The organism is Pararhizobium sp. P1_E7 (assembly GCF_056405855.1).
Window position 1 is genome coordinate 1 of record NZ_JBFUBH010000200.1, and the last position, 1,622, is coordinate 1,622.

The window sequence follows — 1,622 nt, forward strand, 5'->3', positions numbered from 1 at the left end:
GCGCTGACCTCGGTAACCGGTGCGCCGGGCGCACTCGGCAGCTTCGTTCCGACCATCACCAATGCGGCGACCGGCGACGGTACCGGCGCGATCGGCTGGACCTTCGCGGTCAATGACGGCGCCGTCGACTATCTGGCCGCCGGCGAGACCATCACCCAGGTCTATACGGTGACGGTGACCGACAGTTCGGGCGCCACCGACACCCAGACGGTGACGGTCACCATCAACGGCACCAACGATGCGCCGGTGATCACCTCGGGTCCCGGCACCGGTTCGGTGAACGAGATCGCCGACGGCGCCATTGGCGAGACCACGGCAAACCTGACGGCGACCGGCGCGCTCAACTTCGGCGATGTCGATCTCAGCAACACCCATACGGTTAACGCGGCGCTGACCTCGGTGACCGGTGCGCCGGGCGCACTCGGCAGCTTCGTTCCGACCATCACCAATGCGGCGACCGGCGACGGTACCGGCGCGATCGGCTGGACCTTCACGGTCAATGACGGTGCCGTCGACTATCTGGCCGCCGGCGAGACCATCACCCAGGTCTATACGGTGACGGTGACCGACAGTTCGGGCGCCACCGACACCCAGACGGTGACGGTCACCATCTACGGCACCAACGATGCGCCGGTGATCACCTCGGGTCCCGGCACCGGTTCGGTGARCGAGATCGCCGACGGCGCCATTGGCGAGACCACGGCAAACCTGACGGCGACCGGCGCGCTCAACTTCGGCGATGTCGATCTCAGCAACACCCATACGGTAAACGCGGCGCTGACCTCGGTRACCGGTGCGCCGGGCGCACTCGGCAGCTTCGTTCCGACCATCACCAATGCGGCGACCGGCGACGGTACCGGCGCGATCGGCTGGACCTTCACGGTCAATGACGGCGCCGTCGACTATCTGGCCGCCGGCGAGACCATCACCCAGGTCTATACGGTGACCGTGACCGACAGTTCGGGCGCCACCGACACCCAGACGGTGACGGTCACCATCAACGGCACCAACGATGCACCGGTGATCACCTCGGGTCCCGGCACCGGTTCGGTGAACGAGATCGCCGACGGCGCCATTGGCGAGACCACGGCAAACCTGACGGCGACCGGCGCGCTCAACTTCGGCGATGTCGATCTCAGCAACACCCATACGGTAAACGCGGCGCTGACCTCGGTGACCGGTGCGCCGGGCGCACTCGGCAGCTTCGTTCCGACCATCACCAATGCGGCGACCGGCGACGGTACCGGCGCRATCGGCTGGACCTTCACGGTCAATGACGGCGCCGTCGACTATCTGGCCGCCGGCGAGACCATCACCCAGGTCTATACGGTGACGGTGACCGACAGTTCSGGCGCCACCGACACCCAGACCGTGACGRTCACCATCAACGGCACCAACGATGCGCCGGTGATCGGTGCYGCCTCGGTGATCKCMGGTACSGTGACCGARACCGGCCTGGCCGTCGACGACRTCACCCCGGTGACCGGGCCGCTCAGCGCCACCGGCACSATGGTGTCGAGCGATGTYGATAACAATCACACCGCGACATGGAGCGGCAATGCCGCCGGCACCTATGGCAGCTTYGTCATCTCCGCCGCCGGTGYCTGGACCTATAGCCTGAC

General features: G+C 66.6%; 1 protein-coding gene. It reads left to right on the top strand.

What is annotated here, in order from left to right; genetic code table 11:
- Window positions 1-1,622, top strand: a 1,622-nt coding sequence (locus AC1D17_RS28875) for a beta strand repeat-containing protein (protein WP_477568621.1), incomplete at both ends; no start/stop codon positions are given.